The organism is Thermosipho globiformans (assembly GCF_003990895.1).
GTDB lineage: Bacteria > Thermotogota > Thermotogae > Thermotogales > Fervidobacteriaceae > Thermosipho > Thermosipho japonicus.
The window spans coordinates 23,155-42,747 of the sequence record NZ_BHXD01000014.1 but is presented as its reverse complement, the minus strand read 5'-3'; the positions used below and the strand labels follow the sequence as shown (position 1 = coordinate 42,747).

Annotated in this window: 20 protein-coding genes, 1 pseudogene and 2 riboswitches; of the genes and pseudogenes, 9 read left to right on the top strand and 12 right to left on the bottom strand. The window is 31.0% G+C overall.

What is annotated here, in order from left to right:
• Positions 1-82 precede the first annotated feature (82 nt).
• The 12 genes from EO083_RS08835 to EO083_RS08785 form a co-directional block, all read right to left on the bottom strand.
• Entirely contained in the window at positions 83-1,243 is a 1,161-nt protein-coding gene (locus EO083_RS08835; RefSeq protein ID WP_126993936.1) for an aspartate aminotransferase family protein, read from the bottom strand.
• Between the two features lie 4 nt (positions 1,244-1,247).
• Positions 1,248-2,447 carry an aspartate kinase gene (locus EO083_RS08830; RefSeq protein ID WP_126993934.1) on the bottom strand — a complete coding sequence of 400 codons (1,200 nt, stop codon included), beginning with the start codon at positions 2,445-2,447 and terminating at the stop codon, positions 1,248-1,250.
• Positions 2,448-2,451: 4 nt separating this feature from the next.
• On the bottom strand, positions 2,452-3,153 hold the full coding sequence (gene dapD, locus EO083_RS08825) for a 2,3,4,5-tetrahydropyridine-2,6-dicarboxylate N-acetyltransferase (protein WP_126993932.1): 702 nt from the start codon (positions 3,151-3,153) through the stop codon (positions 2,452-2,454).
• Positions 3,150-3,803 (bottom strand): 4-hydroxy-tetrahydrodipicolinate reductase, encoded by a 654-nt coding sequence (locus tag EO083_RS08820; RefSeq protein WP_126993930.1) that lies wholly within the window; start codon positions 3,801-3,803, stop codon positions 3,150-3,152. Before EO083_RS08820 ends, dapD begins: the two co-directional genes overlap by 4 nt.
• Positions 3,800-4,681 (bottom strand): 4-hydroxy-tetrahydrodipicolinate synthase, encoded by an 882-nt coding sequence (gene dapA / locus EO083_RS08815; RefSeq protein WP_126993928.1) that lies wholly within the window; start codon positions 4,679-4,681, stop codon positions 3,800-3,802. Before dapA ends, EO083_RS08820 begins: the two co-directional genes overlap by 4 nt.
• On the bottom strand, positions 4,674-5,387 hold the full coding sequence (dapF, locus tag EO083_RS08810; protein WP_126993926.1) for a diaminopimelate epimerase: 714 nt from the start codon (positions 5,385-5,387) through the stop codon (positions 4,674-4,676). The genes dapA and dapF overlap by 8 nt, the downstream gene beginning before the upstream one ends.
• Complete coding sequence (locus tag EO083_RS08805) at positions 5,384-6,352, bottom strand: aspartate-semialdehyde dehydrogenase (RefSeq protein WP_126993924.1); 969 nt, start codon at positions 6,350-6,352, stop codon at positions 5,384-5,386. The genes dapF and EO083_RS08805 overlap by 4 nt, the downstream gene beginning before the upstream one ends.
• A gap of 68 nt (positions 6,353-6,420) precedes the next feature.
• A riboswitch (Lysine riboswitch) is annotated at positions 6,421-6,598 on the bottom strand.
• Between the two features lie 36 nt (positions 6,599-6,634).
• On the bottom strand, positions 6,635-7,777 hold the full coding sequence (locus tag EO083_RS08800; RefSeq protein ID WP_126993922.1) for an aspartate-alanine antiporter-like transporter: 1,143 nt from the start codon (positions 7,775-7,777) through the stop codon (positions 6,635-6,637).
• Position 7,778: 1 nt separating this feature from the next.
• Entirely contained in the window at positions 7,779-8,459 is a 681-nt protein-coding gene (locus EO083_RS08795) for a succinate--CoA ligase subunit alpha (RefSeq protein ID WP_277600370.1), read from the bottom strand.
• Positions 8,395-8,622, bottom strand: a complete 228-nt coding sequence (locus tag EO083_RS10120; RefSeq protein ID WP_277600369.1) for a hypothetical protein — start codon at positions 8,620-8,622, stop codon at positions 8,395-8,397. Before EO083_RS10120 ends, EO083_RS08795 begins: the two co-directional genes overlap by 65 nt.
• A complete protein-coding gene (locus tag EO083_RS08790; RefSeq protein ID WP_126993920.1) occupies positions 8,615-9,634 on the bottom strand; it encodes an ATP-grasp domain-containing protein in 1,020 nt (339 codons plus the stop codon). The genes EO083_RS10120 and EO083_RS08790 overlap by 8 nt, the downstream gene beginning before the upstream one ends.
• Positions 9,635-9,693: 59 nt before the next feature.
• Positions 9,694-9,875, bottom strand: a riboswitch (cobalamin riboswitch).
• An 80-nt stretch (positions 9,876-9,955) separates the two neighbouring features.
• Positions 9,956-10,588 carry a queuosine precursor transporter gene (locus EO083_RS08785; protein WP_126993918.1) on the bottom strand — a complete coding sequence of 211 codons (633 nt, stop codon included), beginning with the start codon at positions 10,586-10,588 and terminating at the stop codon, positions 9,956-9,958.
• Positions 10,589-10,802: 214 nt separating this feature from the next.
• Between EO083_RS08785 and EO083_RS08780 the strand changes: the two genes are divergently transcribed.
• The 9 genes and pseudogenes from EO083_RS08780 to EO083_RS08740 all read left to right on the top strand — a co-directional run bounded on the left by EO083_RS08780 (position 10,803) and on the right by EO083_RS08740 (position 19,575).
• The gene (locus EO083_RS08780) at positions 10,803-11,567 is read left to right on the top strand and encodes an oxygen-binding di-iron domain-containing protein (protein ID WP_126993916.1); all 765 of its coding nucleotides are present in this window, start codon (positions 10,803-10,805) and stop codon (positions 11,565-11,567) included.
• Between the two features lie 365 nt (positions 11,568-11,932).
• Positions 11,933-12,412 (top strand): annotated as a pseudogene (locus EO083_RS10200) (methyl-accepting chemotaxis protein); the annotation flags it as partial.
• Positions 12,413-12,427: 15 nt separating this feature from the next.
• Positions 12,428-12,634, top strand: a complete 207-nt coding sequence (locus EO083_RS08770) for a DUF3783 domain-containing protein (protein WP_114702393.1) — start codon at positions 12,428-12,430, stop codon at positions 12,632-12,634.
• 23 nt (positions 12,635-12,657) lie between these two features.
• Positions 12,658-14,748 carry a translation initiation factor IF-2 gene (infB, locus tag EO083_RS08765; protein WP_126993912.1) on the top strand — a complete coding sequence of 697 codons (2,091 nt, stop codon included), beginning with the start codon at positions 12,658-12,660 and terminating at the stop codon, positions 14,746-14,748.
• Positions 14,749-14,750: 2 nt separating this feature from the next.
• Positions 14,751-16,127 (top strand): pyruvate carboxylase subunit B, encoded by a 1,377-nt coding sequence (locus tag EO083_RS08760; protein ID WP_126993910.1) that lies wholly within the window; start codon positions 14,751-14,753, stop codon positions 16,125-16,127.
• Entirely contained in the window at positions 16,124-16,942 is an 819-nt protein-coding gene (gene folK / locus EO083_RS08755) for a 2-amino-4-hydroxy-6-hydroxymethyldihydropteridine diphosphokinase (RefSeq protein WP_126993908.1), read from the top strand. Before EO083_RS08760 ends, folK begins: the two co-directional genes overlap by 4 nt.
• Entirely contained in the window at positions 16,921-17,223 is a 303-nt protein-coding gene (locus EO083_RS08750) for an RNA-binding protein (protein ID WP_126993906.1), read from the top strand. Before folK ends, EO083_RS08750 begins: the two co-directional genes overlap by 22 nt.
• Positions 17,220-17,858, top strand: a complete 639-nt coding sequence (locus EO083_RS08745) for a class II aldolase/adducin family protein (RefSeq protein ID WP_126993904.1) — start codon at positions 17,220-17,222, stop codon at positions 17,856-17,858. The genes EO083_RS08750 and EO083_RS08745 overlap by 4 nt, the downstream gene beginning before the upstream one ends.
• 37 nt (positions 17,859-17,895) lie before the next feature.
• Positions 17,896-19,575: an acyl-CoA mutase large subunit family protein gene (locus EO083_RS08740; RefSeq protein ID WP_126993903.1), complete on the top strand. Its 1,680-nt coding sequence runs from the start codon at positions 17,896-17,898 to the stop codon at positions 19,573-19,575.
• Positions 19,576-19,593: the final 18 nt, after the last annotated feature.

Genomic DNA, 19,593 nt, shown 5'->3' with positions numbered 1-19,593 from the left:
TACAAAAACAATTTTAGCAGGTGTAGCCCTTTTTTTATATTCTAATTTAACCTATTTTTTACTTTGGCCAGGGTCTATTATTTTAACATGAATTAAGTTTTTTAATTGCTCTTTCAAGTCTGTATAGCATTTCATCTATTTCATTATACGTAATATTAAGTGCAGGGAGTAATCTAATAGTATTACCTTTTACAATATTTAGTAGTATTTTTTCATTTAAACCATATTCAATGATTTTTTCTGAACGATTGTTATTATTAATCTCAATTCCTAGCATTAAACCAATACCTTTAATCTCTTTAATAATTGGATAATTTTTTTTCAAAGTTAATAACTTATTTTTTAGGTAGCTTGATTTTTCTTTCACACTATCTAAAAATGTTTTTGTTATTCTATTGATAACAGTTTTTCCTGCAGCAAGAGAAACAGGATTTGGTGCAAAGGTTGAACCATGATCGCCAACAGAAAAAACATCTTTATATTTCCCTGTAAATATAGCGGCAGATAATGGAAGACCACCACCAAGTGATTTTGCAACTGTCACAATATCAGGATTAAGATTAAAATTTTGATATGAGTAAAATTCTCCAGTTCTTCCTAAACCAGCTTGAACTTCGTCTGCAACGATAATGTAATCATAAATATCTTTATACTTATTTATTACTTCTACAAAATCTTTGCTGACGGTATCAAGGCCACCACTTCCATGTACACATTCGACAAAAATTGCTGATATTTTCTTACCTTTTTTCTCAATAAAATTTTCAAGTTTTTTTGAATCATTAAATGGTAAGAATGCAATATTTGAAAGTAATGGTTCAAATTGCTCTCTTAAATTTTGAAATCCAGTTATAGAAAGGGAACCAATAGACCTCCCATGAAAATTATTTTCAAATGAGACTATAATTCCTTTTTTTACCTTCTTTATAGCTTTCAAAGCTGCTTCGTTTGCTTCTGTTCCAGAGTTTGCAAAAAATACAGTACCATCTTTTTTAGTTTCTTCTACAAGTCTTTTTGCCAGAATAATTGCATTTTCATCGATAAAAAAGTTTGAAATATGCGTATACTTTTTTATTTGCATTGAAATTGCTTCATTGATTTCTTCATCGCAATGCCCGAATGAAAGAACTCCAATACCAGAAAATGTGTCAAGGTATTTTTCACCACTTTCATCATAAATCCATATACCTTTAGCATTTTTAACTTTTATTGGTAATCTTTTGTAAGTGTTTGAAATAAACATATTTTCATCCTCCAAGTGAAAATTCTTTTGCAAGTTCTTTTAACAATATTTCAGATTTTTCTTTAGAAACTAAGACAGATATCTTTATTTCTGAAGTAGTAACTAATTCTGGAATAATGTTATTTTCATAAAGAACTTTGAAGAATCTTGCGGCAACACCTGGACTTGATTTCATACCAACTCCAACAATTGATACTTTATCAAACATACCCTGATAAGACATTTCAATTAATGGATTTGCAACCTTTATTGACTTTTCTATAGTTTCTTTAAGATCATTTAATACTGAAAATGATAAATGGAATTTTTCATTATCAGCAAACATTGAAATCATGTCAATGTTTATTTTATTATCACTTAATGTTTCAAATATTTTTTCAATTATTTTTTTGTCTTTCGGAAGGTTATTTAAAGTTATTTTTATTTGATCCTTTTCTATAGTTGCGCCTGTAACTACAGGTTGTTCAAGCCATTCTGGTAATTTATCAACCACCCAAGTTCCCTCCTCTTCAGAAAAGGTTGAAGCGCAATATATTTTTATATTGTATTTTTTAGCAAGTTCAACAGCTCTAGAATGTAATACCTTTGCACCAAGAGAAGATAATTCTAACATATCATCATATGTTATATATTTTAATTTTTTAGCGGATTTAACTATTCTTGGATCGCATGTATATATTCCATCTACATCACTGTATATTTCACAATTGACATTTAACTTTGCAGCTATTGCAACTGCACTAGTATCTGATCCACCTCTTCCAAGTGTTGTTAGATCGCCATTTTCTGTTATACCTTGAAAACCGGTTACAATAATAACTTCATTTTTTTGAAGCTCATTATTTAATTTATCTATATCGATATCAATTATTCTAGCCTTTGTATGTTCGGTTGTTGTTTTTATATTTAATTGAAAAGCGTTTAATGATTTTGATTTAATTCCAAGTTCATTTAATGCAATTGAAAGTAAAGCCACAGACATCTGTTCTCCAGTTGTTAAAAGCATGTCCATTTCTCTAGGATGAGGATTTTTACTTAAAGATTTAGCAAGATTAATAAGGTTATCGGTAGTTTTTCCCATTGCAGAGACAATTACAATTATCTTATCACCTTTCTCTATTCTTTTTTTAATCCTTTTTGCAACTTTTAAAATTTTCTCCACATCTGCTACAGATGATCCACCATATTTTTGCACAACAATCATTTGATCACCTCAATTTTCTTAATCCTTCTACGATTTGTGTTTTTTGTTTTGTCTTTTCATCAACTTTTTTAATAATTTTTGCAGGAACACCAGCTACTACTGAGTTTGGTGGAACATCTTCTATAACAACAGCTCCGGCGGCAATTACACTGTTTTGTCCTATATGTACTCCTTCAAGAATTACTGCGTTTGCACCAACCATTACATTGTCTTCAATAATTACTGGTTGAGCGCTGGGCGGTTCAATTACACCGGCTATAACTGCACCAGCACCAATATGACAGTTTTTACCGATTATAGCTCTTCCTCCAACTACTGCATTCATATCTATCATTGTTCCTTCGCCTATTTTTGCTCCTATATTAATAACTGCTCCCATCATTATTACTGCACCGTCGCCAATTTCAACTAAATCTCTAATTATTGTTCCAGGTTCAATCCTTGCATTGTATTTTGCTAAGTTGGCAAGAGGGATTGCAGAATTTCTTGCTTTGATTTCTAACTTGTATTTTTTGATATGCTCTATGTTATTTTCAATTAATTTAACTATTTCTTCATACTCGCCAAATAGAATTCCAAAATTTTCAGTTCCAAAAAATTCAAGAGACTTAAAGTCTATATTTTTTAGATTTCCTGTTAAGTAAGCAACGGTTAAAGTTTTCTTTTTTGAATTTGCAATTAATTTTATAATTTCCTGTGTATTCATATTGAAGCCTCCTTTATAATGTCTTTGAATGTATAAATACCACTTTTTTTATTTAAAATGAATTTTGCTGCTTTTAGTGCTCCTAATGCAAAAACTTTTCTTGAGATTGCTCTATGTTTTATTTCAATTAATTCCCCTTCGTTTGAAAACAAAACAGTATGATCCCCGGGGATTCCACCTAATCTAAGAGAATGAATTTCTACTTCTCTATTTAAAGCATTTTTTAACAAAATAGCAGTGCCCGAAGGCTTGTCTTTTTTCTTTGAATGATGAATTTCAGTTATTTCACAATCCCAACCATTAAACATTTTTGTTGCTTTTTCTAAAAGATCTAAAAGTATATTAATACCAATTGAAAAATTGTACGATTGCACAACAGCAACTTTTTTTGATAAATTTTCTAATATTTTTAAATGTTTTTCAGTAAGTGCAGTAGTTCCAATTACCAGATTGCTATTGTATTTTTCACAATAACTTGAAGTTTTTTCTAGTGCATCCGGTGTAGAAAAATCTACAATAACTTCTGGAAAATCTTCTTCGATTATTTCATCTTTATCAATGAGTAAAACTGGTGTGTGTCCATCATTTGAAAAGACATCTAAAATTATTTTTCCCATTTTCCCTTTAAAGCCAACAAGTCCAAATCTCATATAACACCACATCCTTTAAGTGTTTCAGTTATTATTTTCATTGTTGGCTCTGAAGCCGGGACAAGTGGCAGCCTCAATTCATTATTTATAAACCCCATTATCGATAAAGCAGCTTTTACAGGGATTGGATTAGTTTCAATAAATAAGTTTTTAAATAGCTTATAATATGAAAAATGAATATTTCTAGCTTTTTCTATTTCCCCATTTTTTATAAACTTAAACATTTGAACCATTTGTAAAGGTATAACGTTTGATGCTACTGAAATTACACCATCTCCACCGCTTGCAAGTAGTTGAAAAGCCGTATCATCATTTCCGGAAAAGATTTTAAAATCTTTTAATTCTTTTAATAATAGTAAATCTTTATTGATTTGTTCAAACGATGAATTTGCTTCTTTTAATGCTTTAACATTTTTGCAGTCACTAGCAATTTTGTATACGGTCTCTGGTAGTATATTTATTCCAGTTCTGCTAGGAACATTGTATACAATTATATCTAAATCTGTATGTTCAGCGATATATTTATAATATTCATACAACCCATTTTGGGTTGGCTTGTTATAGTAAGGGGTTACAATTAAAAGACCATCTGCACCGTTTTTTTCGGCATTTTTAATTAATTCTATTGTATGATTTAATCCATTTGATCCTGCTCCAACTATAACTTGGGCTTTATTACCAGATACTTCCTTTGCTTTTTTTATCAATATTTCTCTTTCATCTAGAGAAATGTTTGGGGCTTCACCTGTTGTTCCTAAAACTATTATTGCATTAATTTGATTGTTAATTTGGAAATTTAATAGTTTTTCATAGCTTTCTATATCTAATTTCCCTTCTTTAAAAGGTGTAACAATTGCAGTTCCTATTCCTTCAAACATTTTCCACACCTCCTTCAAGGTAGATACCTTCATTTAAGAAATGAACAAAAAGAGTTCCTCCACGTGCCTTTACTTCTATTTTTTCTAAGTTATTTTTGTTGAAGACATATGCACTAGCTGTTGTTCCGCTTCCGCATGCAAGGGTTTCAGCCTCAACACCCCTTTCAAAAGTTCTAATTTTAATTGTTTTTTCATCTAATTCTTGGACAAAATTAATGTTACTATTTAGCTTTTCTCTTAAATGTTTTCCAATTTTGTTAACATCTATATTTTCTACGTTATCAACAAAAATTACAAAATGTGGTACTCCAACATTTAAAAGAAAACCTTCGAAAGAATCAATTGTTAATTTTTGTGGTATATTTGGTGCAGGCATTTTAATCATGACACCATTTTTGGTAAGTTTACCTGTAATTTCTCCAGCGTATGTATTAAATTTAACAAAGTTTTCTTTAACGTACCCTTTTTTCATCAAGTAATATAAAAATGTTCTTGCTCCATTACCACAGAATGCAGCTCTATTTCCATCTTTGTTGAAATAATCCATAAAAAATTGATCATCTCTTTTTTCAACAAAAATTACGCCATCTCTATCTTTTGAATTTTTAAGTACGAAATTACTTTTTTCCTCATCGCTTAATTTTGAGTCTAAAATATCACAAACTATAAATGAATTTCCTGTAGCTGTGAACTTTTCAACTATCATAACAATCCCACCATTAACATTAAAATTCTAATCGCATTTGTGGCTGCTCCTACTCTAATGTTATCTGCTACATTCCAAAAAGAAAATGTAAATTCATCAATTTTTCTAAGTCTTGAAACATATACATAATCACTTCCTGCTACATCGATAGGAGTTATTATTTCATTAGTAAGAATAACATTCTTTGAATTTTTAATTTGATTTTCAATTAATGACATATCATTGAAAGGAAGTTTTGTTTTAACAACAATAGTTTCTGAATGTCCATAAAATACAGGGACTCTTACGGTAGTAGGATAGACGTTTATTGAATAATCATCAAGAATTTTTCTTGTTTCATTAATCATTTTATGTTCTTCGGTACTAAAACCATCTTCTTCAATTTCACCTATTAGTGGGATAACATTGTGAGAAATTTGCTTTGGAAAAACTGTTTTTGATTTATCCCCAGCTAATTGTCTTTGCAATTCTACAATTGCTTTGTGACCTGCTCCTGAAACAGCTTGGTATGTTGAAACAAATATTTCATTGATTTTGAACTTTTCATGAACTTTATATAGAGATAAAACCATTTGAATTGTTGAACAATTTGGATTAGCAATTATCCCTCTATAGTTTTTTAATAAATGGCCATTAATTTCAGGGACAACTAATGGAATTTCTTTTTCCATTCTGAAAGCAGATGAGTTATCAATCACTATATTGCCTGCTTTTGCAGCAATTGGTGCAAAGATTTTTGAAACAGTTGATCCAGCTGAAAATAGTAAAAAGTCGAATTTTTGTTTCATTGAGTCTTCAGTCAACTCTTCAACAACAATTGGAGTGTTATTAAAAGTTAAAATTTTTCCAGAAGATCTTTTAGATGCAAAAAGTTTTAACTCGCTTACAGGAACCTTGAATTCTTCTAATACTTTAATCATTGTTCTTCCAACTTCACCTGTTGCACCAACTATACCAATTTTCATTTGAACACCTCCTAATAAAAAAACTCGCCTCGTGAAGAGGCGTTCGTTGAGAAAATATAAAATTATTCTCAACGATCGGCTCTCCACGGATATTTCCGTGACAGTGGCACAGGTATTCCCTGTACCCCCAGGCATGTAAGGTGGGAGAAACCTTACACCCTTCGGCGTCCTCGCCTTTCAGGCTCTCCCAATATTCTCCCCTTGAAAGAGAACCTTACTCATCTCGGACGCGCCTCCGATCGTATTTGTTAACTATTATAACAGAATTATAGAAAATATATATTACAAATTAGTTAATATAGAAAATAGTTTGTTAAATATAACCATTCCAAGTAGTGCGAAGGGATATGTTGCACCGTATCCTGCTGTTACAAGTTCACTTTTTGTTGAGTCTAAAGCAGCTCCCAATCCTGGAGTACTTGTCATACCGCCAGTTATTGCACCGGCGAGTATTATCCAATCAAGTTTGAAGATGTATTTTCCTATTATATAACCAACTAAAATTGAAAAAATGGCGCAGACAAATGAAATCACCATGAGATATAAACTTTCTCTGTTAAAATTTGAAATTACCTTATAACCGCTTCTTAGACCAATCGATGATAAAAATATTACAAGTCCTAAGTTTTGAAAGACCTTTAGTATATTTTTATTAAATTCAAAACTTAGATTGCCTATTTTTCCAAGTGAGCCTAAAAATAAAGAACTTAATAATATTCCCCCAGTGTTTCCAAGTTTTAAGGATGCAAATTTTAGGTTTAAATTTAAATTTCCAATTAGTATACCTAAAATTATAACTATTGAAAAGCTAATAAAATTAAAATTGGAATCTTTTGAATTAGCGATGCTTTCAATTTTATATGATTTTTTTTCTTCATTTATATTAATTTTAAAAATTATCGGGATAAAATAAATTGAAAATATTACTGCTAAAACACCGGGTATATAACCAACTGTATAGCCATAAATAATATCGGTAGAGCCTTCTTTTATGCTTTCAAGTGCACTAGCTAGACCAGGTGAGCTTGTCATGCTACCAGAAAAAACTCCTAACAAATTGAGGTTGTTTAAATTGGTAATGTAGGTAAAAAGTAATGTTGAAATAAATCCTGAAAAAGTTATTAAAAAGCCTAAGATTATAAATTTAAAGCCGTGGGTTTTGAGAATTTTTTTAATATCACTTGAAGCAATTAGGCCTATGGAAGAGACGAACAAAATGAGTGAGAAATTAAAAAACGTGTTTAAACTATTTTGAATGTTAATTAATTCTTTTTGAGAGTTTGTAAATAATGGAAACATCCAGCCAAAGAAAAGACCAGCAAAAAGTGTACCTGAAGTACCTAGTTTAAAGTTCTTAAATTGAATTTTTCCAAGTAATAATCCATTTAAAATTGAGATGAATAATAGAAAAAATGGATTGCTCATTTTACCCCTCCAATAATTCTTCAATGTATTTAGCAACAAAAATACCCATATTATTTAATTTGTTTTCTTTATATTCTATTGAACCTTCATAGCCTTCAATAATAGCACCTGCATGTCCCATTCTTTTACCTTTTGGAGCAGTTCTTCCAGCAAAAAATACTTGTATATTAGCATTATAACCTTTTTTTAAAAATTTTTCTATACCTATTATTTCATCATTACCGCCTATTTCACTGATGATAACAATTTTCCTTGGGTTTAAATTCGCAACAAATTCTAAAGCTTTATCAATTGATGTTCCAATTATTGGATCACCGCCTAATCCAATTGCAATTTTAATGCCAGTGGACTTTTTTGAAAGGTAATTGGATACTTCGTACATTAAAGTACCACTTTTTGAAATAATTGCTATATCACCAGGTTTGAAAGCAGATGATGGCATTATACCAATTTTGCTTATTCCTGGAAAAATAATTCCTGGACAATTTGGACCTACAAATGTTATATTTTTCTCTTTTACTTTTTTATATATTTCGATCATATCGTGAATTGGAATGTGTTCAGTTATTGTGACAATTTTTTTTATTCCTGAATCAATGGCTTCAAATATAGCACTTTTAGCGTGAGGTGCTGGTACGAAAACTATAACTAGTATCGCAATTATATTTTTCAACTGCTTCATACATGTTATCTAATACAGGTATACTTTCAACATTTTTTACAGCTTTGTTTTTTGAAACTCCACAAACTATATTTGTTCCATATTCAATCATTTTTTTCGTGTGAAATTTCCCATATTTTCCTGTAATACCTTGAACACAGACTTTTTCATTTCCATTAATCATTGATACTCCCCCTTATTGCAAATTTAATCATATCGTACATATCATCAAAATAAGCTATGTTATTTTCGTCTAATATTTGTTTGGCTTCTTCTTCATTGGTACCGGTTATTCTGACAAATATAGGAAGATTTTTATTTTCGTTTTTGAATTTTACGATTGCTTTTGCTATTTCGTCGCATTTTGTAATACCACCGAATATATTCATTATGATTTTTTTTACATTTAGTGACTTTAGTAATCTCAATGCTTCTAAAGTTACATTTGAATTTGCACCACCACCAAGATCCAAAAAGTTGGCAGGTTTTCCACCATATAGATTTACTGCATCCATTGTTGCCATAACTATTCCAGCTCCACAACCGATAATGCCAATATCACCATCTAATTTTACGAAATGAAATGGATATGAATCATTTACAAATTCTTGAGCCCATTTTTGTCTAAATAATGCATTGTCATCAAGATGCATTACACAATCAAGCGCGATTAACTTGCCATTTTCATCTTCTGCAAGAGGATTAATTTCAAGAAGGGTCAGGTCTTTTTCAGTAAATAATTTATGTAGCTTAATAACAATATCGTGAAATTTATCGGGAAGCTTTTTATAATCATTTATGCTTAGATTTAAAATATTATTTTTATTATTCTCAATTTCTATACCACCATTTTCTGAAAAAAGTATTTTTATATCTTTTTCTATTCTATCAATATATAAAGAAATGTAATATTCATGTTTAATATTTATTTTTTCTTCAACAAGAATTGCATAAGGTTTTTCTCCTTGAATTTCTTTTTTCAATAATTCAGACGCATTGGTTAAAAATTCGTCTTTTGTGTTTGCAAATAGTATTCCACCTGCTTTCATTCGACTTCCAACAAGGACTTGACTTTTTAATACAGCAGGAAGGAATTTTACTTGTAAATTATCTAAGTTTTTAATGATATAACCTTTTGGTGTTTCAATCCCTGCCTCTTTTAAAATTTTTTTACCAACAAACTCATGGATTTTCACCATCTCACCTCCAAAGTATTGAATAAAAAATTTTTTCTCAATCTTCCCTCGAGATTGAGAAACGCTTTGGAATAAAGGCAGGTCTCCTGGCTTCCGATTCATCCTATTCTCCACGCCTTCCCAGGAATACTTCCCAGTGGCATGTTGTGGATTTCGTCCTCGGTTACAGTGGCGGGGCCGCGCTGGATTTTCACCAGCTTCCCTTTTAAGCCAAATAGGCACCTTTATTCCAAAATAATATTCACTTTTCTAGAAAATTATAACAAAAATTATAATTTTTGTAATCTTTAATTATTTTAAAAAAGGCCAATTAATTGCGTATTATTCTTCGAAAGCAAATTCGTTTTTAATTTTTTTAACGCTCATATTAATTATTGGACTATTGAAAATTGATAGAGCCAGCTTTACTATGTACTGTGATAATATCATGTTAAACAGTACGTTAAGATCGTATGAGCCGAAAAAGGATACTACAACGAAAACTATAGAATCTACAAATTGAGTTATTATCATTGAAAAAGTATTTCTAAAGGTAACATTTCCATAGTTAAATAATTTTTTAGGCAAATTAAAAGCCCAAATATTAGTATATTGTGCTGAAAGATACGCTAAAAAGCTTGCTAATATTATTCGTGGAGTCGAATTAAACACTATTACATAGGCATCGTTTTTATTAAAAATATTTGATGGAGGATAAAATATCACTAAATATGAATATGCAACTAAGATTAGTGAGGCTAAAAATCCAACTTTGATAACCTTTTTGGCCATATTAGCTCCGTAAACTTCAAATATAATATTAGATATACCAAAACTGAGTGGATAAATTAAAACTGATAAAGTGATGACAAATGGGCCAATATTAACTAGTTTTCCTGCTATTATGTTTGAGATGATAATGACGGCGGTAAATAATCCTGTTAAAAGTATTAACCTTTCCTGTGATTTTTCCATGATCAACCTCCTTGTCTATAAATTAACAATTCATTTAGCATCTTATTCTATAACATTGCGTAATAGATTTCAAGTAAAAATAAGGTTAATAACATTAAATATTTATAAATATCAAAGTTTATAATGTTAATATTTTTATAATTCTAAAAAACTGAAAAATGCTCATTTTTCTGGTATAATAAATAATAAAAGGGATAGAAAGGGAGGGGAAAATATGAATAGTATTTGTTTATATGATGATGGCAAGCATAAATATTACCTTCTTGGATGGGAAGAAACAGAGGAGCCAAATATGGTCCCAACTAATCAATATTTAATTGTCCATGATAATAAAGGATTTTTATTAGATCCAGGTGGAGCACATGTTTTCCCAAGGGTACTTGCAAATGTATCTGAAATTATTGCTCCTGAAAATATAGAAGGGATCTTTTATTCCCACCAAGACCCCGATGTTTCTTCTGGAATAACAATGTGGCTTACAATAGCAAGCAGAGCAAAAATTTATATTTCAGAACTTTGGATAAGATTTTTACCTCATTTTGGTGTTTTTGATAAAAACAGAATAGTTGGACTAAAGGATAGAGGGGAGAAAGGTGTTAGATTTTCCGGATATACACTTGATTTTGTTCCGGCACATTTTTTGCATGCTCCAGGTCACTTTAATGTCTATGATCCAATCTCTAAAATATTATTCAGTGGTGATATAGGAGTTTCTTTACTACCGTTTAGTCAAAGAGTACAAGTATATGAAGGTGACTTTAAAAATCTAGTAAGTGCAATGGAAGGCTTTCATAAAAGATATATGAGTTCAAATGCTGCTTGTAAGATTTGGGTTGATAGAGTATCAGAATATGAAATTGATATGATTGCTCCACAGCATGGTGCTGTTTTAAAGGGAAGTGTTGCCAAAGAATTTTTGAATTGGTTTAAGACATTGAAATGCGGTAGCGATATAATTGAACAATTTTACGGGAGATGATAGGTATGAAAATAGATAAAAAAACTTTAAATACTTTATCATCGGCTTTTTATGTGCAAAATTTAATGTTATCTTTTATGTCGCAGTTGGATGAGGTATTAGTTTCTAGGATAACTGATATAAAGGAGGATATAGAAAAGATTACAGGTAGATTTGAAGAATTAAATGATAATATTTTTAAGCTTCTTGAGAATTTTTCAAAAGAAAGCAAAAGTATAGTTGAAAACGTAGAATATGCTACAGAAGTTAATCAGAAAATTAATGATGATTTAAAAAGTCTTGGAACAGATGTTGATAATGTTTCATTAAAATTTAAAGATACAATTGGTAAAACATCTGAAACTTTTGAAAAATTTTCAAAAGTAGAGGAGCTTGTAAAAGCTATACAAAGAATTGCAAAACAAACAAATTTATTGGCATTAAATGCATCTATTGAAGCTGCAAGAGCAGGAGAATATGGAAAAGGATTTTCTGTTGTAGCATCTGAAATTCAAAAGTTGGCAGAAGAATCACAAGAAACATCCGCTAATATTTCAAAGATAATTTCTGAAATTTCAAATTCTGTAAATGAATCTATTAATTCGTTAAAACAAATAGAGGGACTATTTAGTGCAGTTCAAAATTCGTTAAGCGAAGCATTAAATTATATGAAAAAGAATATTCAGGTGTTAGTAAGCTCCAAAAAATTGTATGAAGATACGAGTGAAAGTTTGGAAAATGAATATAAATTGTTGTCAAATGCAGTAGAAATTTTAGGTGAAACTTCTAAGGAATTTAATACGATTAGTGAAGTCATACGTTCAATAGTTAAAGCACAAAATTCTTTGAAAGATTTAAAGTTATAGAAAGGAAGGAAATATATGAAAGAAAAGGCTTTTTTAATTATACATGGTTTTGAACAGAGAGATGAATTATTTAAATTAATAAAGTTATTGAAAGATAATTTTCCAGAAAAGGAGCTGATTTTTGCAACGACGACCCCAACTAATTTAGAATGGAAACTATCAGATTTAATAGTTGAAATTGAAAAAGAGCATGAATTTATGAAAAAGACGAAGCAGAAGTAGAGAAAGTTTTGGAGGTGATTCTATTGGCTCGATTAAGAGTATATGAGCTTGCAAGACAACTAGAAATGGATACAAGAGAATTGATGAAGGAGTTACATGAGCTAGGAATAGAGATAAAAAGTCACATGAGCTATATCGATGAAGAAACAGTTAATCTTCTTCTTGAGATGTATGGAACTCAAGAGGAAGAAGAGGAACTTATTGAAGAGTATGAAGAATATGAAGAAATTGATGAAGAAGTTAATGGAAAACACTTTAAAAACAAAGAAGGTTCTTTAGAAAAGATACAAACAAACAAAAAGAAAAATTCAGTAAAAATAACAGAAGAAGATCTAAAATTGGACAAATTTGCTGAAAAAATTGGAGTTCCACAAAATAGGATTATACAGGACTTTTTTATGAAAGGTGAAATCCTGAAACCAGGTCAGTCGCTCAATCTGCAACTTGCGAAAAAAATTGCCAAAATGTATGATGTGAGGATTTCATTTGAAACTGAGGAAAAGGAAGAAGTTATAGAAAATCCTTTAAATGAGATAGAAAAATACTTTGAAGAAAAATACAAAGATCCCGAAAATTTAAAAGAAAGACCACCAGTAGTTACAGTAATGGGGCACGTTGACCATGGTAAGACAACATTACTTGATTATATAAGAAATACAAGAGTAGCTGAAAGAGAAGAGGGTGGAATTACCCAAAGCATTGGTGCTTATCAAGTTGAAGTTAACGGCAAGAAAATTACGTTTATTGATACACCAGGACACGAAATTTTTACAGAAATGAGAGCACGTGGTGCTCAAGCAACTGATATAGTTGTATTAGTTGTTGCTGCTGATGATGGTGTAATGCCTCAAACTATTGAAGCATATAACCATGCGAAATCTGCAAATGTTCCAATTATAGTTGCGATTAATAAAATAGATAAACCAAATGCAAATGTTGAAAAAACTAAGCAAGAACTTGTGAATAAATTAAACCTCATTCCAGAAGAATGGGGTGGAGATACAATAGTTGTTCCAATATCTGCAAAGAAAGGTCAAAATGTTGACACACTACTTGAAATGATCCTTTTAGTTGCTGAAATGCAAGAAATTAAAGGAATTCCTGATGGTCCTGTTAGAGCTGTGACTATTGAGTCAAAGCTTGACAAAGGCTTCGGTCCAGTTGCAAATGTGATAATTAAAGATGGTATTTTAAAGATTGGTGATTATATAATCTCAGGAAAAGTAATGGGAAAGGTAAAAGCTCTTGTTAACGATCAGGGAAAGAGAATTAAAGAAGCAGGACCATCTACTCCAGTTATGATAGTTGGTTTTGAAGAACTACCAGATTCTCATGGAATAGTATATAGTGTTGATTCACTTGATAAAGCAAGAGAAATTTCTGAAAAAATGAGGGAAATTGAGCAGAAAGAACTTAGAAGAAAAAGACATATGAAATTGGAAGAAATTTTGAAAATGATGGAGCAATCTGAGAAAAAAGAATTGAGATTGGTTTTAAAGGCAGATACTCAAGGTTCACTAATGGCATTATCTGGTGCTATAAATAAATTGCAGAGTGAAGAAATTAGTATAAATATAATTCACTCTGGGGTGGGCTCAATTACTGTAAGTGATGTTATGTTAGCTACTGCATCAGATGCAATTATTCTTGGTTTTAGGGTTAAGGCAGACAGTCAAGCAAGAAAAATGGCTGAAGCTGAAGGTATTCAAATTAAAACATACACGATTGTGTATAAACTAATAGAGGAATTACAAGCAGCACTTGAAGGTATGTTAGAGCCTGAAGAGGTTGAAGAAATAACTGGTCGTGGCGAAATTAAAAAGGTTTTTAAGATAAAGAAAGTTGGTTCCATAGCAGGTGTTCAAATGATTGAAGGTTATGTTGAGAAAGATGGGCTTGTTAAAGTTTACAGAAGTGGTAAACTAGTTTATGAAGGGAAGATAGAATCTTTAAAACACTACCAGCAGGATGTTAAAAGAGTTGATGCACCTCAAGAATGTGGAATAAAACTTGAAAATTTTGATGATATAAAAGAGGGAGATGAACTTGAATTTTCAGTATTAAAGAAAGTGGCAAGAAAGCTAACTTTTGAGGAGGACAAAGGAGAGGAATAAAGATGTTTGTAGATACGACTTTACGAGATGGTCACCAATCACTTATCGCGACAAGAATGAGTATTAAAGATATGCTCCCAGCTTTAAATGACATGGACGAGTTAGGATTTGAGGCGATGGAAGTCTGGGGTGGAGCAACTTTTGATGTTTGTGTAAGATTTTTAAATGAAGATCCTTGGGAAAGGATAAAGACTATCAAATCGCATTTGAAAAAAACTAAGACTCAAATGTTATTAAGAGGTCAAAATCTTGTAGGTTACAGACATTATGCTGATGATGTAGTTGAATTGTTTGTTAAAAAAGCAATAGAAAATGGAGTAGACAAAATTAGGGTTTTCGATGCACTGAATGATGTTAGAAATTTGGAAAAAAGCATTGAAGTTGCTTTAGCTAATGGTGCACAGGTTCAAGGCGCGATTTCTTATACAATTAGTCCTGTTCACACACTTGAATATTACCTTAATTACGCTCAACAATTGGTTGAAAAGGGTGTTAATTCACTTTGTATTAAAGATATGGCCGGTCTTTTGACTCCAAAATCTTCGTTTAAGTTAGTTAACGAGTTAAAAAAGAGATTTAATATACCAGTTGAAGTACATACTCATTGTACCGCGGGGCTTGGTGATTTGAATTATCTAGCTGCAGTTGAAGCGGGGGCAGATTATTTAGATACAGCACTATCTCCATTTGCTCTTGGAACATCTCAACCACCATTTGAAGCAATGTATTATGCTGTAAAGGAATATAGAGATTTACCTGATATAGATTGGAAGAAAATATCGGTATTAGTTGAGCATTTTAAAGCAGTTAGAGAAAAGTATAAAGATTATGATGTTATGATGAAAAGCATCGATTATAGAATTTTAGTTTCACAAGTTCCTGGTGGCATGTATTCAAATCTTGTTAAACAATTATCAGAACAAAAGATGTTAAATAAACTTGAAGATGTTTTAAATGAGATTCCAAGAGTAAGAAAAGATTTAGGTTATCCACCACTTGTAACTCCTACAAGTCAAATTGTGGGTGTTCAAGCAGTTTTAAATGTTCTAACAGGTGAAAGATACAAGAAAGTGACTAATGAAGTAAAAAACTATGTTAAAGGAATGTATGGAAAACCACCTGCACCAATTGACGAAGAACTCAAGAAAAAAATTCTCGGTGATGAGAAACCAATAGATTGTAGGCCAGCTGATTTAATTGAACCTGAGGTTGAAAGAGCAAGAAAAGAAATTGGAGTTTTAGCAGAAACTGATGAAGAGTTATTGATTTATATTTTACTTGGAGAAGTAGGGAGAAAATATTTATATAATAAGTATCAAGAAAAAATTAAAGTTGATCTTCAGCTTGTAGATGAACTTGGGGGAGGTTATCCTGTTTGATTGTAGGTTTGGGAAATGATATTGTAGAGATAAATAGATTTGATCTAAAACTTGTTGATAGAATTTTAACAAATATAGAAAAAGAGAACAAAAAATTAAACGCCCAATATCTTGCTGGGCGTTTTTCTCTAAAGGAAGCATTTTTTAAAGCAATTGGTACTGGAGTATCTAACAATTCATTTAAAGATATTTCTTTTTTAAGTAACAAAAATGGGAAGCCCTATTTTGTTATGCATAAAGATTTTAAAGGATTTAATTTTTGCCATATTACACTTTCTCATGATAAGTTTGCAAGTTCCATGGTAATTCTTGAGAAAGTTAAAGGAAAGATATTTTTAGGTCTTGGTAGTAATATAGGAAATAGAGAAGAAAATTTAAAGAAAGCTTTAGAACATATGGAAAATTTTGGAATAGGTATTTTAAGAGTCTCAAGTATATATGTAACAAAGCCTTACGGATATCTTGAGCAGGATGATTTTTTTAATATAGCAGTAGAGGTTGACACTGATTTATCGCCATTTGAATTATTAAATACTATTATGGAAATAGAAAGAATAATGAAGAGAAAACGAGAAATAAAATGGGGGCCACGAAATATAGATATTGATATATTATTTTATGGAAACTTGGTTGTAGAAAATAAAAATCTTAAGATTCCTCATTATGATTTCAAAAATAGAGATTTTTTTATAGCTCCCATGTATGAAATTGCAAAAGATTTTGTGGATCCTATTTTTAATATGAGTATGAATGAATATTACTCTAATCTTGAGAAAAATTGGGAGGTAATAAATTGGCAGATGAAGAAATTATAAAGATTGAGGAAATGATTGATAAAGCTATAGAAGAAGAGAATTTTCAGTTGCTAAATGAACTTCTTGAAAAGAGAGAAAATCTTTTAAAAAAAGGTATAAGTAAAGAACTTGCAAAATTGATATTAAAAAAAGATAAGCAAAGGAAAAATAAGATTTTAGAAATGATGGAACAACTTGGAGTTCAAGCAAAGAATATAAAATTAGGTGAGAAGGCTTTAAAAGGCTATGGAGGCATTGATGGCCTAAATAATACTGGTGGGAGGTTTAAAGGAAAAGGATGAAAAAGAAAATATTGGAAGCTTCAAAATTTATTGTTGAAAATGGTTTAGTAAAAGGTACATGGGGTAATATATCTATAAGATATGAAGATAAAATATATATAACCCCTTCTGGTATTCCATATGAAAAATTAACTGAAAATATGATAAGCGTTGTTGATTTAAAAGGAAATCATATTGAAGGATTAAAACCTTCATCAGAACTTCCAACTCATTTAGAGATATATAAAACTCGCGAAGATGTTAATGCAATTGTTCATACACACCCCGTTTTTTCAACAACAGTTTCGCTGGTTGCAGATTATATTCCTCCATTGATAGAGGACTCTGTTATGATATTAGGTTCTAAAATATTGGTAGCCGAATATGCACTTGCTGGTACCGAAGATTTAGCAATAAATGTTGTAAAAGCACTTGGAAATAATAATGCTGTTTTGCTTAAGAATCATGGGCTTATTACAGTAGGTGTAGATATTAAAGAGGCTTTGACTGCAAGTTTAGTTTGTGAAAAAACAGCTGAAATATATTTATATGCTTTGAATATTGGTAAATTTTCAACGCTTAGTGAAGAGGACGCGATTATGCTTAGGAATAAGTATTTGAATAGTTATAGACAGATTGAGAAAGATATTAGATAATAATGTTGGAAATAATGAGCAATGAGGGGGTTAAATGATGTTTGAAAAAGAAAAATTGGAAAAGATAAAGCAGGGAATGGAAAAGTATCAACAAAACGTTGAGAAAGCTGTACAAAGGTTCCCGGAAAGAAAGGAAAAATTTACTTCTACATCAGGATATGAAATTAAAAGGTTGTATACCCCATTAGATATTGCAGATCTTGATTATGAAAAAGATTTAGGTTTTCCAGGAATGTTTCCATATACGCGTGGTGTTCAACCAACAATGTATCGTGCAAGATTTTGGACAATGAGGCAATATGCAGGTTTTGGAACAGCTGAAGAATCAAATAAGAGATATAAATACCTTTTAGAACAAGGGCAAATGGGACTTTCGGTTGCATTTGATCTTCCAACGCAAATTGGATACGATTCTGATGATCCAATGGCAGAAGGTGAAGTTGGAAAAGTTGGTGTTGCAATAGATTCCCTTGAAGATATGGAAGTTCTTTTCGATGGAATTCCATTGGATAAGGTTAGTACTTCAATGACAATTAATAGTACCGCAGCAATTTTACTTGCTATGTATATTGCAGTAGCTGAAAAGCAAGGTGTGCCAATGGAAAAACTTTCAGGTACTATACAAAATGACATATTAAAGGAATATATTGCAAGAGGAACTTATATATTCCCACCACAACCTTCAATGAGAATTATTACTGATATTTTTGATTTCTGTTCTAAAAACATGCCAAAATGGAATCCAATAAGCATTAGTGGATATCATATAAGGGAAGCAGGTTCAACTGCAGTTCAGGAAGTTGCATTTACTTTAGCAGATGCTATAGCTTATGTAGAAGCCGCAATAAAGGCAGGATTAGATCCAAATGTTTTTGGTCAAAGACTTTCATTCTTCTTTGCTGCGCACAATAACTTCTTAGAAGAAATTGCAAAATTTAGAGCAGCTAGAAGACTTTGGGCAAAAATAATGAAGGAAAGATTTAACGTTACAAATCCTAAAGCAATGCTTTTAAGATTCCATACTCAAACTGGTGGTTCGACATTAACTGCTCAACAACCGATGAATAATATTGTAAGGGTTACAATTCAAGCTCTAGCAGCAGTTTTAGGTGGCACTCAATCTTTACATACAAATAGCTATGATGAAGCATTAGGACTTCCAACTGAGGAATCTGTTAGAATAGCACTTAGAACTCAACAAATAATTGCATACGAGTCCGGTGTTGCAGATACAATTGATCCTTTTGCAGGTTCTTATGCAATTGAAGCAATGACTAGTGAGATCGAGAAAAAAGCAATGGAATATATTGAGAAGATCGACCAGATGGGTGGAATGGTAAAAGCAATTGAAATGGGTTATATACAAAAGGAAATACATGAAAGTGCATATAAAGTGCAACTTGCAATTGAAAATGGAGAGGATATAATTGTAGGTGTAAATAAATTCCAAATTGAAGAGGATCTTTCTCAAAAAGAAGTGTTAAAGGTTGATCCAGAATTAGAAGAAAAGCAAAAACAAAAATTAAAGAAATTAAAAGAAAAAAGAGACAATGAAAAGGTTAAAAAGGTTTTAAATAATGTAAAGAAGGCCGCGTCAAGTGATGAAAACTTAATGCCATATATTTTAGAAGCTGTTAAAGCTTATGCTACTGTTGGTGAAATAAGCAATGCTTTGAGAGAAGTATTTGGTGAATATACTGAGACAATAATAATTTAATTATATGGAGGTGTTTTA

Bases quoted from the DNA above. Each gene is read 5' to 3' on its own strand.
- dapF (WP_126993926.1), bottom strand. From the start codon at position 5,387: ATGATAGTTGAAAAGTTCACAGCTACAGGAAATTCATTTATAGTTTGT.
- EO083_RS08830 (WP_126993934.1), bottom strand. From the start codon at position 2,447: ATGATTGTTGTGCAAAAATATGGTGGATCATCTGTAGCAGATGTGGAG.
- EO083_RS08800 (WP_126993922.1), bottom strand. From the start codon at position 7,777: ATGAGCAATCCATTTTTTCTATTATTCATCTCAATTTTAAATGGATTA.
- EO083_RS10120 (WP_277600369.1), bottom strand. From the start codon at position 8,622: ATGATTAATGGAAATGAAAAAGTCTGTGTTCAAGGTATTACAGGAAAA.
- EO083_RS08770 (WP_114702393.1), top strand. From the start codon at position 12,428: ATGAAAGAAAAGGCTTTTTTAATTATACATGGTTTTGAACAGAGAGAT.
- dapA (WP_126993928.1), bottom strand. From the start codon at position 4,681: ATGTTTGAAGGAATAGGAACTGCAATTGTTACACCTTTTAAAGAAGGG.
- EO083_RS08780 (WP_126993916.1), top strand. From the start codon at position 10,803: ATGAATAGTATTTGTTTATATGATGATGGCAAGCATAAATATTACCTT.
- EO083_RS08740 (WP_126993903.1), top strand. From the start codon at position 17,896: ATGTTTGAAAAAGAAAAATTGGAAAAGATAAAGCAGGGAATGGAAAAG.
- EO083_RS08805 (WP_126993924.1), bottom strand. From the start codon at position 6,352: ATGAAAATTGGTATAGTTGGTGCAACAGGTGAAGTTGGAAGAACAATG.
- dapD (WP_126993932.1), bottom strand. From the start codon at position 3,153: ATGAATACACAGGAAATTATAAAATTAATTGCAAATTCAAAAAAGAAA.
- EO083_RS08785 (WP_126993918.1), bottom strand. From the start codon at position 10,588: ATGGAAAAATCACAGGAAAGGTTAATACTTTTAACAGGATTATTTACC.
- EO083_RS08745 (WP_126993904.1), top strand. From the start codon at position 17,220: ATGAAAAAGAAAATATTGGAAGCTTCAAAATTTATTGTTGAAAATGGT.
- EO083_RS08795 (WP_277600370.1), bottom strand. From the start codon at position 8,459: ATGAAGCAGTTGAAAAATATAATTGCGATACTAGTTATAGTTTTCGTA.
- EO083_RS08820 (WP_126993930.1), bottom strand. From the start codon at position 3,803: ATGAGATTTGGACTTGTTGGCTTTAAAGGGAAAATGGGAAAAATAATT.
- EO083_RS08760 (WP_126993910.1), top strand. From the start codon at position 14,751: ATGTTTGTAGATACGACTTTACGAGATGGTCACCAATCACTTATCGCG.
- EO083_RS08835 (WP_126993936.1), bottom strand. From the start codon at position 1,243: ATGTTTATTTCAAACACTTACAAAAGATTACCAATAAAAGTTAAAAAT.